16 protein-coding genes and 2 pseudogenes are annotated in these 13,318 nt (G+C 33.9%); 2 read left to right on the top strand and 16 right to left on the bottom strand.

The features are described from left to right. Position 1: 1 nt before the first annotated feature. The 13 genes and pseudogenes from ACUN28_RS22585 to ACUN28_RS22645 all read right to left on the bottom strand — a co-directional run bounded on the left by ACUN28_RS22585 (position 2) and on the right by ACUN28_RS22645 (position 10,613). Positions 2–1,015, bottom strand: a complete 1,014-nt coding sequence (locus ACUN28_RS22585; RefSeq protein WP_016088758.1) for a CPBP family intramembrane glutamic endopeptidase — start codon at positions 1,013–1,015, stop codon at positions 2–4. Positions 1,016–1,228: 213 nt separating this feature from the next. Then, positions 1,229–2,005: an ABC transporter permease gene (locus ACUN28_RS22590; RefSeq protein ID WP_016088759.1), complete on the bottom strand. Its 777-nt coding sequence runs from the start codon at positions 2,003–2,005 to the stop codon at positions 1,229–1,231. Further along, positions 2,005–2,907, bottom strand: a complete 903-nt coding sequence (locus tag ACUN28_RS22595) for an ABC transporter ATP-binding protein (RefSeq protein WP_016088760.1) — start codon at positions 2,905–2,907, stop codon at positions 2,005–2,007. Before ACUN28_RS22595 ends, ACUN28_RS22590 begins: the two co-directional genes overlap by 1 nt. 14 nt (positions 2,908–2,921) lie before the next feature. Then, a complete protein-coding gene (locus ACUN28_RS22600) occupies positions 2,922–3,716 on the bottom strand; it encodes a hypothetical protein (RefSeq protein WP_016088761.1) in 795 nt (264 codons plus the stop codon). Further along, the gene (locus ACUN28_RS22605; protein WP_016088762.1) at positions 3,713–4,411 is read right to left on the bottom strand and encodes an ABC transporter ATP-binding protein; all 699 of its coding nucleotides are present in this window, start codon (positions 4,409–4,411) and stop codon (positions 3,713–3,715) included. The genes ACUN28_RS22600 and ACUN28_RS22605 overlap by 4 nt, the downstream gene beginning before the upstream one ends. Next, positions 4,408–4,788 carry a GntR family transcriptional regulator gene (locus ACUN28_RS22610; protein ID WP_000687513.1) on the bottom strand — a complete coding sequence of 127 codons (381 nt, stop codon included), beginning with the start codon at positions 4,786–4,788 and terminating at the stop codon, positions 4,408–4,410. Before ACUN28_RS22610 ends, ACUN28_RS22605 begins: the two co-directional genes overlap by 4 nt. A gap of 216 nt (positions 4,789–5,004) precedes the next feature. Next, the gene (gene nrdF / locus ACUN28_RS22615) at positions 5,005–5,973 is read right to left on the bottom strand and encodes a class 1b ribonucleoside-diphosphate reductase subunit beta (RefSeq protein ID WP_016088763.1); all 969 of its coding nucleotides are present in this window, start codon (positions 5,971–5,973) and stop codon (positions 5,005–5,007) included. A 93-nt stretch (positions 5,974–6,066) separates the two neighbouring features. Further along, positions 6,067–7,386 (bottom strand): annotated as a pseudogene (locus tag ACUN28_RS22620) (ribonucleoside-diphosphate reductase subunit alpha); the annotation flags it as partial. A gap of 97 nt (positions 7,387–7,483) precedes the next feature. Then, positions 7,484–8,245, bottom strand: a complete 762-nt coding sequence (locus tag ACUN28_RS22625) for a group I intron GIY-YIG endonuclease (RefSeq protein ID WP_000995589.1) — start codon at positions 8,243–8,245, stop codon at positions 7,484–7,486. 243 nt (positions 8,246–8,488) lie between these two features. Continuing rightward, positions 8,489–9,253, bottom strand: a pseudogene (locus ACUN28_RS22630) (ribonucleotide reductase N-terminal alpha domain-containing protein); the annotation flags it as partial. Continuing rightward, a complete protein-coding gene (nrdI, locus tag ACUN28_RS22635) occupies positions 9,240–9,599 on the bottom strand; it encodes a class Ib ribonucleoside-diphosphate reductase assembly flavoprotein NrdI (protein ID WP_016088765.1) in 360 nt (119 codons plus the stop codon). The gene nrdI and the pseudogene ACUN28_RS22630, both read right to left, overlap by 14 nt. Positions 9,600–10,075: 476 nt before the next feature. Further along, the gene (locus ACUN28_RS22640) at positions 10,076–10,393 is read right to left on the bottom strand and encodes a hypothetical protein (protein ID WP_016088766.1); all 318 of its coding nucleotides are present in this window, start codon (positions 10,391–10,393) and stop codon (positions 10,076–10,078) included. Between the two features lie 25 nt (positions 10,394–10,418). After that, positions 10,419–10,613, bottom strand: coding sequence for a hypothetical protein (locus ACUN28_RS22645; RefSeq protein WP_000344284.1), 195 nt, complete (start codon positions 10,611–10,613; stop codon positions 10,419–10,421). Positions 10,614–10,858: 245 nt separating this feature from the next. On the opposite strand from ACUN28_RS22645, the gene ACUN28_RS22650 reads away from it, so the two are divergent. Beyond that, positions 10,859–11,437, top strand: coding sequence for a GNAT family N-acetyltransferase (locus ACUN28_RS22650; protein ID WP_016088767.1), 579 nt, complete (start codon positions 10,859–10,861; stop codon positions 11,435–11,437). A 35-nt stretch (positions 11,438–11,472) separates the two neighbouring features. Here ACUN28_RS22650 and ACUN28_RS22655 read toward each other — a convergent pair whose 3' ends face one another. Both ACUN28_RS22655 and ACUN28_RS22660 read right to left on the bottom strand, forming a co-directional pair. After that, positions 11,473–12,075, bottom strand: a complete 603-nt coding sequence (locus ACUN28_RS22655) for a hypothetical protein (RefSeq protein WP_016088768.1) — start codon at positions 12,073–12,075, stop codon at positions 11,473–11,475. Positions 12,076–12,163: 88 nt separating this feature from the next. Next, positions 12,164–12,319, bottom strand: a complete 156-nt coding sequence (locus ACUN28_RS22660) for a hypothetical protein (RefSeq protein WP_016088769.1) — start codon at positions 12,317–12,319, stop codon at positions 12,164–12,166. 260 nt (positions 12,320–12,579) lie between these two features. Here ACUN28_RS22660 and ACUN28_RS22665 point away from each other — a divergent pair, with 260 nt between their 5' ends. Next, positions 12,580–12,765, top strand: coding sequence for a YkvS family protein (locus ACUN28_RS22665; protein WP_001165081.1), 186 nt, complete (start codon positions 12,580–12,582; stop codon positions 12,763–12,765). A gap of 55 nt (positions 12,766–12,820) precedes the next feature. Here the strand turns inward: ACUN28_RS22665 and queF are convergent, their stop codons facing one another. Continuing rightward, a complete protein-coding gene (gene queF, locus ACUN28_RS22670; protein ID WP_000147752.1) occupies positions 12,821–13,318 on the bottom strand; it encodes a preQ(1) synthase in 498 nt (165 codons plus the stop codon).

The following is a 13,318-nucleotide window of genomic DNA, read 5'->3' on the forward strand; positions in this document are numbered from 1 at the left end:
ATTATCTATCATGCACTTTCTTTATAACAATTTTATCTTCTTCTACAGATACTGTTACATAATCATTTTCTTCTAACCGGAGCTTATTTACAGCCTCATCTGGTAGCTCTACAGCCATCAATCTATCTGTTACGATCACTTGACTATACACTTCATTTTCTTGTGATGCACTCACTACTTTTTCCTCATTTATGAAGCGCACTGGTGGCACCCCCACTTCTTTTACTGTATGCCATTGTTTCCAAACGTAAGGAATTAACCAAAGCAACCCAACAACTGTAAGACCAATACCGATCCATAAATTACTTTGCGCTTGTAATTCAGGAATTGAAATTGCAGTACTTTCTTCTCCACCGACAAATTGCATACTTGTTGCAATCAAATTATTCAGAGCGTGTACAGCGATATTCGTCCATATATTTTTCGTCTTTATGTATAAAAGACACATCACAACACCAAACATAAATGCACCAATAACATCAAAATGTCCTAAACCAAAAATAATGGAAGATATAATGACAGCTTTTTTAATTCCCCATTTATAAGCCATTCGCTGTAAAAAGAATCCCCTAAAAATAACCTCTTCCATAATAGGTGCTAATACACATGCTGAAATGAAAGTAAATATCGTCATATATATGTTACTCGTGTTAATAACATTTCCGTCTTCTAACATAGTAACTAAGAAATTCGGTAACGTATGTGCTAATATGTAAAATTGAATATGAGATATACCAACTGAAAAAATCATTCCCATTATCGTTGCTAATACAATTAATCCCCACGGTAAACGTCCTGGCTTATCAAAAAAACTGTTAAATACAACATTATTTTTATTTGTTTTTACGTATAACCAAAATAACGGAAATACAAAAAATAATGTTATTTGTGAAATAACCTCCATCGTATTCTCAGAAACATTTGATAGACCTAATGGGATCATCGTAAGGAACACCCCTATAATCATCCATCCAAAAAAGCTACGTAGTCTTATACGTGAAAATGCATAGTGCATATAGAACACCCCCAAAGATAATAAAAGTAAATAGTCGGATAATTAAATTATAATATGAATATAGTTGAAATTCTTCCTATTTTTCTCAAATACTTTTGAACAACATATATAGTAATTTTATTTAAAATACCGTATCACTTTTCTTTCAGTTGAAATCTACGAGAAAGTTATGTAATAAAAAATCCCCGTTTCTACACGCGGGGATTTCTTTTATTATAATACATCACGTTTTTGGAATAATGCACTCGATGCTACAAGCAATACAACAAAGTATGCAGCTACAAGTAATAATGAAGTTGTAAATGTAAATTCTGTAAATGTAGGTTCTACTCCGCCACTAATTAATTTATTGCTGTCGTAAGCTCTTAAATCCAAATGGAAGAATACTACAAACTTCGCTACACCTTTTGCAAACATCATTAATACCATATTAATTGGTCCTTGTAAAAAGAAGAGGAACATCGTAATAATTAATGGTAATACAGATTTTCTAAATACGTTTGCTAAGAAAAATGCAAGCGTCGCAAAGAAGAACGGTGAAAGTACTTGATATAAAGTAGATTTCATTACGATTCCTAACGTTAATTCTGTTTTACTACCATCCATTACAATTCCGCCAATAATCATTGCAATTAACGTGCTAGCAAATATGATACATACTATAGTAAGTAACACTGTAATATATTTAGAGAATAAAACTGTCATTCTTTTTCTTGGACGGATTAATAACTGCTTAATTGTACCTTTTTGGAACTCATCAGTAATCATACGAGAAGCAATCGTAATTCCAAAAATTGTTGCAAACAAAGTAATTAAACCAATCTCTGAACTTGCAAAATCTAAATATGATCCTTTAAATTCACTTCCGTCTCCCCATTTCATCATCGCTAAAACTCCCAAAATCTCCAATACTGCAATGACACCAATTAAAATATACATACCTTTTTTCGCATGTAACTTTAAAAATTCATTTTGAATTAATTTAAACATTACGCTTTCACTCCCCCTGTAATCGCTAAGAACTCATCCTCTAACGTTTTATTTTGAACAGTAACTCCGTATACAAGCACATCGTCATTTACAAGTTTTTTTACAAGTTGTGGGATTTCTTCTTTCATTACAGATACTGCAATTACATTTCCTTGCGTCTTACCTTTAATGATTTCATTTGCTTTCTGTACTTGATCTACTTCAAACGCTACAACTACTGTCTCATCATGTTTCGCTTGTTCATGTAAGTTGTACTCTTGCACAAACTCACCTTGTTTAATAATAACGACGCGATCACACATGAGTTCAATTTCACTTAATAAGTGACTTGATACGATTACAGCAATATTCTCTTCTTTCGCTAAACGTTGTAAATAATCACGAATTTGGCGAATACCAGCTGGATCTAATCCATTTGTCGGCTCATCTAAAATTAAGATTTTTGGCTGATGAAGTAATGCCTGTGCAATTCCTAAACGTTGTTTCATACCAAGTGAATATGTTTTCACCTTTTTATGAATCGCATGCTCTAATTCAACAAGCTTTACAATCTCAGCAATGCGCTCTTTACTAATTGGTGTAATTGCCATATTCGCAAAATGCTTTAAGTTTTGCATTCCAGTCATATAATCATATAGTTCAGGATTTTCTACAATCGCTCCAATTTGCTCTAGCGCCTTTTCACGCTCCATGCGAATACTATGACCACAAATTGTAATATCGCCCTCTGTCATTGATATAAGACCTGTCATCATACGAATTGTCGTCGTTTTACCACTACCGTTCGGTCCAAGGAACCCGTACACTTCCCCTTCGCGAACTTCAAATGATAAACCGCGGATAATTTCCGTTCCACCAATCTTTTTTCGAACATTCTCTAACTTTACTACTACGTTTCCCAATGTCGATTCCTCCTTTAGACTTCTAGTTTTTTATCGATTATGCGACCTGTTATATATACAAGTAGAACAAATATACCGATTGAAAAAGTAAGACTATATAAATTCATAAGTCTTTCTGGATATAGTATGAGATTCATATCCGCTGATTCATCTATATAAACTAATTTTTTAATAAAAGTAGGTATAGGCGCAAGTCGGCCCAGCATTTCATATATCAGATTGATTACTTTCGTTACTAGTAAAAATAGGAAGAAAATAATTACGTACTCCATTTTTTTCTTTTTCAAAGAAAATACTTTCACACCAGCTACTGTAAAAAGTAAAACTAACAATATACTTGATAAATTAAATACATATAACACGCTACTAAATAACTGCTTTACCATATCTAGTGTAAGTGTAGTTTCGGTGAATAACAATTCATGGAGTTCTGTACCTTTTATTACTTTCATCGAAATACTATAGAAAAATATAGCACCTATTAATTCAAAACACATTAAGCAAATTGCTGCATATGACAATACTGCTAAAACAATTTTTTTACCAGATATCGGTGTTAACCGAAATAATTTACTTTCAGTCATTTTCCCAAACGCAGACATCGCCTGCAGAAATACTAATACCGCAAAAATTAAATAAACTAAGAATACTAAAGCAATTGTAATCATTTGCCTTACTTCTCCTGATTCTTGTTTAATATAATTCCCCATACTCACAAAAGCGACAGCTACAATAAATATGAATGACAATAACGAAATAAAAATTTGTTTTTTATTCGCATTGTACATATATATTAAACTGGCCTTCATCTACTAAACACCTCCTTAAACAAATCCGTAACAGCTTTTCCTCGTTGGAAGCGTAACTCCTCTACATTTTCATGAAGTACACTTTCACCATCTTTTAAAAAGATTACTTCGTCAAAAATGTTTTCCACTTCACCAATTAAATGTGTTGCAATTAAAATGGTACAATCTTCACGATAAAACTGTAAAATAAGTTCCAGTACGTGTTCTCTAGAAACAAGATCAATTCCGCCCAGTGGTTCATCTAGTACGTATAACTTCGCTTTCCGAGAAAACGTTAAAATAATTTGTAGCTTTTCAACCATACCTTTTGATAAAGCTGTAATTTTTTCTTCTAACGGTATTTTAAATTCCGCAATCGTATCTACCGCTTTTTGAATGTCGAAGTCTTTATAAAAATCTCGATAGAAAAATAAAGAATCTTTTACCGTCATCCAATCATCAAATACTGGTTTATCCGACATAAAAGAAACAATTTCTTTCGTTTCTAATCCGACCTTTTTACCAGCGATTGTAATACTCCCTTCGGAAGGATGCTGCAGACCGGCAATCATTTTCAATAACGTCGTTTTTCCGCTCCCATTATCTCCAACAAGCCCTATAATTTTCCCTTCCGTAATCTCTATGTTTAATTCACGAATCACTGCTTTTAATCCGTATCTCTTCCATAAGTTTTCTATTTTTAATAACGCTGTCATTCGCTCTCCTCCCTCTTCTCATGTAATGAAGAACGAAGGATTGTAAGAATTTCTTCTTCTGAAAAACCTAAATTGTCCATTCCATCTATAAAAGAATGAAGCAATTCTTTCGCCATCTCTTTTCGCAGCTCCATAATTTTCTCCCCTTCATTCGTTACATATCGTCCCATTCCTCTACGCGTTACAACAACCCCATCCCGTTCTAGCTCTTGAAATGTACGCTGAATCGTATTTGGATTTACTTGTAATTCACTCGCTAATTCACGTACAGAGGGAATTTTATCACCAGGCAATAAATGTCCTGTTACGATTTCTTTTTTTATGTATTCCATTACCTGAATGTAAATTGGTGTATTTGGAGAAAACTCTATTTTCATTTCTTCCCTCCTTTTGTATCGGTGTACTAGTTAAATAATACACTGATACAAAAAGATTGTAAATACCCATTTAATTACAAAAAAGTTCTATCCATTAGCCGGATAGAACTTTTTCAACAGAAATCGCTATACAAAAATAATAGTGTTATGTAAACAAAACCATAAAGAAAAGCTGTCTTATCAATGAATAAGACAGCTTTTCTTTATGATTATATATTAAAAATTAAACGCGAAGTCATCATCCGATAACTTTTCAACGTTCGTCGCTTTTACGTAACCATTTCCTTTTACAGAGAAGAAATCATGGTTTTTCGTATCTGTACGTAAACCATTTAAAACGATTGGGTTAATTTCTTCTTCTTCAAACTTCGGCTCAAGTCCTAAGTTCATAAGTCCTTTATTCGCATTGTAACGAACGAAACGATTTACATCCTCTACTAGACCGATAGAAGTGTAAATTTCTTCTGTGTATGCCATTTCAATTTCATATAGTTCCATTAATAACTCTTGTGTTTCTTTTTGCACTTCTTGTTGATCTTCTGCAGAAAGTTCTGCGAAGATTTGTTGTGCTAAAATACCGACGAATACGCCGTGAATTGATTCATCACGAATTATTAAGTTAATAATTTCGCCACTTGCCGTCAATTTACCTTGACCTGCTAAGTAAAGTGGATAGAAGAACCCACTATAGAATAAGTAACTTTCTAAGAACACACTGGCTACCATTGCCATGTATAATTCTTTTTTCGCTACTTCAGGCTTTAATAAACGACGATAGTAACTCGTGATAATGCCAGCCTTTTTCTCAAGTAACGGATGATTGTCTACCCATTCAAAAATATCATCAATTTCTTCTTCAGTAGCTAACGTTGTGAAAATATGACTGTAACTCTTCGCATGTACTTCTTCCATAGCTCCCATGAAAGCTAATACACTTTTCGCTTGTAAATTTTCAAGATGAACAAGTACAAGTGGCATCCCTTCGCCACCTTGTTTCGTATCTAAAAGTGTTAAACCACCTAATACACGCTTATAAGCAACCTGCTCTTCTTTTGATAATTGTGCCCAAGTATTTTTGTCAGAAGACACTGCGATTTCTTCTTCTGTCCAAAACTGAGCGATGTTTTGCTTCCAAAACATTAAACTAAAATCATCTTCTTTTTTGTTCCAGTTTACCGCACGCATTCAATCGCCCCTTCTCTAAATAAACATGAAAAATTGATAACTAAGCATGAGCAGGGTTCAGAAAACCCTGCTCATGATGTCTCACTTTTTATATTAAACGGTACAAGCTACGCACTCTTCCACGCTTAACTTACGTGTTCTCGTATAATACAGACTCTTTAAGCCTTTTTTATGTGCATAGATGTAGTAACGTGCTAATTCACGTGTTGAAATATCACTATTAACGTAAAGAATTGTACTAATTCCTTGGTCAATATGTTCTTGGATTTCTGCGATTAAATCAATTAATTTAAACTGATTCATATCGTAAGAAGATTTATAGTACCAGAACGTATCTTTTGATAAATACGGCATTGGATAATATGTTGTTGCATTCGCATACGTTCTTGATTCAATTTGACTTACGATCGGCATTACGCTTGAAGTTGCATTTTGAACGTAACTGATAGATTGTGTTGGAGCAATAGCAAGACGGTAGGAATTATATAATCCATTCTTCTTCACTTGCTCTTTTAAACTTGTCCAATCTTCTTTTGTTGGAATATGAATTCCTTCAAATAATTGCTGAACTTTTTCAGTTACTGGGCTGTAATCTGTCGTTTCATACTTTTCAAAGTATGTGCCGTTCGCATAATCAGACTTATCGAAGTCTTTAAATGTTTCGCCTTTTTCTTTAGCGATTTCCATACTTTTCTCAATAGAGTAGTAATTTAACATCATAAAGAATGTACGAGCGAACTCTTTCGCTTCTGCACTTTCATATGCGATTTTGTTTTTTGATAAATATCCGTGTAAGTTCATTGCGCCAAGTCCAACTGAATGAAGCTCATCATTTGCTTTTTTCACAGTTGGTGCATTCGGAATGATCGTCATATCAGAAACAGCTGTTAAAGCTTCCATTCCCGCATGAACGGCTTCACGAATTTCTTTATTTTCCATTACATTCACGATATTTAACGATCCTAAATTACAGTTAATATCACGACGGATAATATCATCTGTACCATAATCATTTATTTCAGAAGTTTCTTGAAGCTGGAAGATTTCTGTACATAAGTTCGACATCTTCACAGTTCCAATATCCTTCAATGGATGTTGATTATTTGCATTTGATTTAAACATTAAGTATGGGTAACCAGACTCAAGCTGAATCATAGCGATTTTAATAAGCATATCACGTGCACTAATATCTAGCGGCTTCTTCTTCACTTTCGGATTGCTCATTAATTCATCGTACATTTCATCGATATCAATATCATCTAAATGCTTTCCGTATTCTTTATACACCGTATAAGGCGCGAAAACATGGAAAGGTTCGTTTTTCTCAGCTAGCTCAAAGAACTTACTTGGCACGATAATTCCGATTGATAGAGACTGAATACGGCTCTTCTCATCAGCATTTATTTTTTTGGTCAACTCGTCTTCATATTTCTATGAAGGTTGGACTATATCATCAACCTGTAACTGGTTGCCTTGCACTTCGACTGGTACCTATTTCCAGCCTACTCTACTAGCTTTCGTCTAATGACGTGCGTTCGATAGTCTCTACACCTTCTTGAAAGTATTGATAATTAGGAAAGTTATTGGATAGTACTCTATATTTTATCGTATTAGCAGGCACATTAAACGCTCGGCCGGCTTCCGCTAAAGACTCATAGTAAATGTCATTTATAACAATTGGCTTTTTTTGTTTTTCTCTTCCAGAATTATATTGGTTTTTTTGAGCTTTACTTATCTTCATACATGTTTCTTTTGTATGTTTTTTACCTTTACGAGACCTAGACATTTTTTCTTTTGTTTCATCAGTATGTTTTCTACCGTGAAATCGTTTAGTAATCTTAGATCTCATATTCTCCATATGTTGAGGTTTATCATACCAATAATTATTAGGACCAGTATTAATTTCAGAAAGAAATTTTTTTACTTCCTTTGAGTGAGTTTTCCCATACATATGGTTCTTTTCCCCACTCAACGCCCCACCTCTAGCGATGGGATGTCCGTTGTAGCAATACTGTTTCCCATAATATTGACTTAGTAAACTTTGCTCTATCTTATGAAGAATGTTCTTATCATCTGGTAACTCGATTATCCCTTTAAACTCAAATTTATTCTCACCATATAAATTCCAGGCTGCTTGTAAATGTTTACTATGATGCCGATTAGCATTCAATTGATTTCTATGAGTTTTAAATCGTACTTTAAAATTATTAGAACTACCAATATAAAACTTCCTATTTTCCTTATTAATTATCAAATAAATTCCACAGTTCATGGAATCTCGCCTCCGGTGAATATAAGATTCCACTTCACCCAAGTAACATTTCTTTCAAGCTTGGCACGGTATTACCTGCTATCCATGTACATGGACCGTAGGCTCTCTTAGTCAGCTTCTTCGCGGGTTCTTTTTCTTTTACCCCTTATTCAACTGATACCGTTAGCCGCTACTGCGACACCCTATTGGTTAGGTTCACAAGGTTTTCTCATACACATTACTGCGTAGAGGGACTACCAATTAATCCAAGAATTCAATAATATCCCAATGGAAAATGTTTAAGTATACTGCGCCGGCACCTTTTCGTTGGCCAAGCTGATTCGCATATGAAAACGAATCTTCAAGTAATTTCATAACAGGTACTACACCACTTGCAGCGTTGTCGATACCTTTAATTTGCTCACCGCGTGCGCGTAGCTTAGATAAGTTTAAAGCTACTCCACCGCCAATTTTCGATAATTGCATTGCTGTATTAATGTTAAAGCCGATTGAATTTAAGCTATCATCCATCTCTAACAAGAAACAAGACACCATTTCTCCTCTTCTGCTTCTTCCCGCATTTAAAAAGGTTGGTGTCGCTGGTTGGTAGTTTTGTTTTACAATCATGCTTGCGAAGTGTTTTGCCTTCGCAACATCACCGCGTCCTAAGTATAATGACACAATTGCTACACGATCTTCATAGCTTTCTAAGTATTGTTTTTGATCATTCGTTTTTAACGCATAATCTTTGTAAAACTTAGATGCTGCCATATAAGATTGGAACTCGAAGTTTTCACCATAAGCGATGTTATATACCTCTTCTACTTCCTCCAAGCTATACTCGTCCAGAACGTTGTAATAGTAATCATGTTCTTTCATATACTCCATTCGCTCTGCCACGCTATTAAAAGAAACGGTATTCTCTCTAGCTTCTTCCATAAAGACTTCTAATGCCTCTTTATCCTTATGAAGCTGATAAAAACCGTCCTGCATTTGCGTGATTTCATTATTCAGTTCAATGTGTCGCAATCTCCCGCACCCTTTCCTTAAAATATTCTACATCGTTATTTGTTCCAGATAACTCAAATTTTGATACAATAGGCACTTCATATTTAGTAGAAATTTTGTCAGCACTTGCACCGAACATGTCTCCCCAGTTACGATTGCCGCTTGCAGATACGCCTTTTAATTTTCCATTATTGCGCTCTAAAAAGTCTAAAACACGTTCTGGTACATTGCCAAAACCTGTTGTATACGTAATAAGAATAAAGTCTTCATCTATTACTAGATCTTCATCAATTTGAACGGCCGGCATATTTAATTTGTGGATGAAACGCTTCACGTTTCCTGTCATAGAATCATATGCAACTAACATTTCCGACCCCTCCCTCTCCAATCTATATTCTCTATATGTTGTTCTTGATTTCTCTATATATTGTATTACGTTTCAAAATAAGACACAAGATATATGTATAAATTCTTTCTTTTTTTAACTTTTACTTTTCGACAAGACAGTCGATTTTTTTCAATACAATGACTATGAAACAACATTCTAAAACTCATGTCAATAAAGTGCTTTTCAAAAAAGTTGTCAACGAATTTAACCTTATTTTTAAAAAAGTTACCAATATATTTTGTCATAAAACGGCAAATGCTGGAGTAATATATTTCTCCAGCATCACGCAAAAAAGAACAGACATGAAACGATAATCTGTTCTAAAAAACGATTACATTTATCAATTTTACTTTATTAAATATTATACATATACTTTCGGTTCGCGTTACATACTAAAAGATAATTATTACAGAAAAAGATTATTATTATGGAAATTCAACTTATTTACGAAAAGATTATTCAGAGTGCTCAATACGCAAAATATCTTTTACAAATATATGATGTGGATTTTCATCTTTATCAATCATTGTACATACAGGTGCCTCTTCATCAAAGTATACAATCATTCCTTCTACGTACTGATATGTATGTTGAACTTGTACAGTTACTTTAATTTCTAAAGCCTCTTCATATGCTCTTTTTATTTTCTGAAGCATTTTTGCCGAACACTTTCGTTTCTCTGGATACATGACCATCCCCATAAATCTATTGCCGGCTCTATCTTTCCACATATAATCCCAATGTGGTAATATACCTTGTTTAAAATCGCCCATAATTCTCCCCCCTATATTCTTCTAGTTACGAACGTGGCGTTTCTGAATATGTATAAATTACTTGCCCGCCGCGCTGCGCGTTCCCTATAATATGTTTAAAATCTTCTCGACTTACTACAACTTTCCTAAACGTATAAAATACATCTTTCGTTGCAACATACTCCTTTATTTCACCATTTTTCAGCTGATCCAAAATTGTATTTGCTAATTGTTCATCCATGTATTTCACCTCTATGCAATATTTTATTTTATCGTATATTCTATAGGTCAACAACTGTAAAATTATCCAGGTGCTATACCTTCATTGCATTTTCATTATTTCGCAAACGATATCACTTTACTATATGTCCACTAAATATCATATACTAACATAGCTACTTCTCTATATCAAACATTTCGACATTCAATTATGCAAAGTTCCATACCACTATGCTACAATATATAAATAGAACTAGGAGGGATACTATGATTCGGAAAGCAAAAAAGACAGATGCAAAGGCAATAGCTCCTTTATTGTATAACGCTCTGCACGAAATTGCTGAAAAAATCACAGGTAGCACTGTTGAGACAGAAGTATTACTAGGACTTGAAACATGGTTCTCAAAAGAGAGTAATCGACTGAGCTATGAAAACTGTTTTGTATATGAACAAGACGGGAGTGCGGTCGGAATTATTGTCGCTTATCACGGTAGTGAAGCAACAAGGCTTGATGCACCAATTGTACGTCACTTAAGAAAATTACATAAAGATGAATCGATTACGTTAGAAAAAGAAGCTGAGATTGATGAATATTACATTGATACATTATCAGTTTCAAGTGCATATGGCGGAAAAGGCATCGGTTCTAAGTTAATTAAAGCTGCTGAAATCCATGCAACTGAAAAGGAGCATAAAAAAATCGCATTACTTGTTAATTTAGAAAATACACGTGCCTATTCATTATACGAAAAGCTAGGTTATACAAAGGACCAAATCGTTATGCTTGTGGGTGAACCTTATGCCCATCTAGTAAAACCATTAAATACAAAGGTTTCTATATCTTAAAAAGAAAGCACACGATTTATATAAATCGTGTGCTTTTATGTTAAATTCGTATTTAATATATTTCCATTCATCGCCTCGTGAAACGTATATGTTGTACATCCCCATGGCTCTCTGTGCAAAATAGGCGAACCAGACCATCCCATTGCTCTCAATTCTGCACCAACCATTGCATTAACATAATTATGCCCTACAAGAGCAATACTTCCATGTACGAGAGCGTAACGGTGTAATAAGTAAGCCGCTTGCCTTGCCCTCTCTCTTACTTCCTTATAAGACTCAACATCTTTATGGTAACCAAGTATCCATAATGTTCGTCCGATAAAAATCCATACGTTAGGTTTACATTTTAACCATGTTGGAGCATAAAAACTCGTCGGAATTTCAGCTTCTCTAAAAAGAGAATTTTGCATAAAAGATAAAGAATCCATTAATTCAGCTGTTGACTGTACAGCACACCTTTGATCACTCGTTAAAATCAATTTTGCTGCTTCAACCACTTCCATTGTTTCCGTTGGTATAGGTGCTTTTTCTATTATGGTATGTAAGTCATATCCCTTCATCCATTCATGAAAGGATGTAACCGTCATTGGTTCTATAGTACGGTCTAAGCGACCATGACGAATAAAAGAAATCTTCATTCTTTCCACTCTCCATTCATCACTTACGAATTCTATTATGTACTATTTTTAAATATCATACCACGCAAAAAAAGAAAGTTATACACCTTTACATATCCCCACCACTCTCATGTGTGACCCCAGCATGTATACCATCCATCCCATCAAAATATGGAGTTGTTTCATGATGACGAATCTTTTTTAAATGTATATAAGAAAATACAAATAAAGTTAACGCTATAACACTCCCTACAAATTCAAACATCATTTTACCGCCTCTAATTTCTCCCACTTTAGTAGGTTATTGTATTTTTTATTATACCCCTATATAAAGATGCACGCATTTAAACCGTTCTTTTTTCTAATAACTTGAAGTTCTTGTATATTTTCTTACAAAAAGTGAATATTTTTCGAATTTTTACTTTGGAAACATTTACAAACTAGACAATATGGTTCAAAATAAGAGGAAATAAAAAAAACCAAAATTATTCTTTTTTTGGAAAACTGTAACAAGGAGAGTTGCTTATGCAGATCGCAGAAACTGGAGATATCATTGAATTTAAAGGTGGAATGCAAGGCCGTGTTCAAAAAGTAAATCAAAACTCCGTTATTGTAGATATAACAATCATGGAAAATTTTAGAGAACTAGATATGGAACCTCTTACAGTTGTAAGTCATAAAAACTATACTGTCATTAATCAAAATGCATAATATAATAGAAAGAAAGGATCTGTATGTTATACAGATCCTTTCTTTCTATTATATATTAACGATTATCAATTGTTTCTGGATATAGATCATGGTTCATCATGCGGTAGTCTGCCATTTGTTCATATTTCGTTCCTGGGCGACCGTAGTTGCAATAAGGATCAATTGAAATCCCTCCACGTGGTGTGAATTTGCCCCATACCTCAATGTAACGCGGATCCATTAATTTAATTAAATCATTCATAATAACGTTCATGCAATCTTCGTGGAAGTCACCGTGATTGCGGAAACTAAATAAATATAGCTTTAAAGATTTACTCTCTACCATTCTTTGTTCTGGAATGTAGCTAATATAAATTGTTGCAAAATCTGGTTGGCCTGTTTTCGGACATAAGCTTGTAAATTCAGGACAATTGAATTTCACAAAATAATCACGGTTTGGATGATTATTATCAAATACCTCTAAAATTTCTGGGCTATATTCAAATAAATATTTTGTATTTTGATTTCCTAATAATGTTACATCTTTTAAATCTTCATCTAATCTTCCTGTCAT

The sequence above is a fragment of the Bacillus sp. WC2507 genome, from assembly GCF_052656125.1.

Excerpts from the sequence above, each read along its gene's own strand:
- ACUN28_RS22585 (WP_016088758.1), bottom strand. The coding sequence starts at position 1,015 with ATGCACTATGCATTTTCACGTATAAGACTACGTAGCTTTTTTGGATGG.
- ACUN28_RS22590 (WP_016088759.1), bottom strand. The coding sequence starts at position 2,005 with ATGTTTAAATTAATTCAAAATGAATTTTTAAAGTTACATGCGAAAAAA.
- ACUN28_RS22600 (WP_016088761.1), bottom strand. The coding sequence starts at position 3,716 with ATGAAGGCCAGTTTAATATATATGTACAATGCGAATAAAAAACAAATT.
- ACUN28_RS22605 (WP_016088762.1), bottom strand. The coding sequence starts at position 4,411 with ATGACAGCGTTATTAAAAATAGAAAACTTATGGAAGAGATACGGATTA.
- ACUN28_RS22610 (WP_000687513.1), bottom strand. The coding sequence starts at position 4,788 with ATGAAAATAGAGTTTTCTCCAAATACACCAATTTACATTCAGGTAATG.
- nrdF (WP_016088763.1), bottom strand. The coding sequence starts at position 5,973 with ATGCGTGCGGTAAACTGGAACAAAAAAGAAGATGATTTTAGTTTAATG.
- ACUN28_RS22625 (WP_000995589.1), bottom strand. The coding sequence starts at position 8,245 with ATGAACTGTGGAATTTATTTGATAATTAATAAGGAAAATAGGAAGTTT.
- nrdI (WP_016088765.1), bottom strand. The coding sequence starts at position 9,599 with ATGTTAGTTGCATATGATTCTATGACAGGAAACGTGAAGCGTTTCATC.
- ACUN28_RS22640 (WP_016088766.1), bottom strand. The coding sequence starts at position 10,393 with ATGGGCGATTTTAAACAAGGTATATTACCACATTGGGATTATATGTGG.
- ACUN28_RS22645 (WP_000344284.1), bottom strand. The coding sequence starts at position 10,613 with ATGGATGAACAATTAGCAAATACAATTTTGGATCAGCTGAAAAATGGT.
- ACUN28_RS22650 (WP_016088767.1), top strand. The coding sequence starts at position 10,859 with ATGATTCGGAAAGCAAAAAAGACAGATGCAAAGGCAATAGCTCCTTTA.
- ACUN28_RS22655 (WP_016088768.1), bottom strand. The coding sequence starts at position 12,075 with ATGAAGATTTCTTTTATTCGTCATGGTCGCTTAGACCGTACTATAGAA.
- ACUN28_RS22660 (WP_016088769.1), bottom strand. The coding sequence starts at position 12,319 with ATGTTTGAATTTGTAGGGAGTGTTATAGCGTTAACTTTATTTGTATTT.
- ACUN28_RS22665 (WP_001165081.1), top strand. The coding sequence starts at position 12,580 with ATGCAGATCGCAGAAACTGGAGATATCATTGAATTTAAAGGTGGAATG.
- queF (WP_000147752.1), bottom strand. The coding sequence starts at position 13,318 with ATGACAGGAAGATTAGATGAAGATTTAAAAGATGTAACATTATTAGGA.